The sequence below is a fragment of the Anoxynatronum sibiricum genome (assembly GCF_039414295.1).
Classification (GTDB): Bacteria; Bacillota; Clostridia; order Peptostreptococcales; family Tindalliaceae; genus Anoxynatronum; species Anoxynatronum sibiricum.
Genome location: NZ_JBCITM010000098.1, coordinates 1 through 255 on the forward strand (window position 1 = coordinate 1; position 255 = coordinate 255).

A 255-nucleotide genomic window follows, 5' to 3' on the forward strand; every position below is an offset into this window, starting at 1 on the left:
ACAGTACTGTCCAGTTTGACCGAAACCGTTACTCAGTACCAGTCGAACTGGTTGGTCGTCAGATAAGCGTTAAAGCTTACGGCAATCATATTGCCTGTTACCACAATGCAGAAAAGGTTGCCCATCATACACGCAGTTATGGTCGATCAGACACCTTTTTTCAGTTGGAGCATTATCTGCCCTTGCTGGAACAAAAGCCTCGGTCAGTGTATCATTCTAAACCCGTTCGCAAATCTGCTGCTGTTGAATTGTTGG

At 45.5% G+C, this 255-nt stretch carries 1 protein-coding gene; it reads left to right on the forward strand.

Annotation, left to right across the window (positions count from 1 at the left end):
- A partial coding sequence (locus AAIG11_RS18130; protein ID WP_425499443.1) for a Mu transposase domain-containing protein occupies positions 1–255 on the forward strand: 255 nt, incomplete at both ends.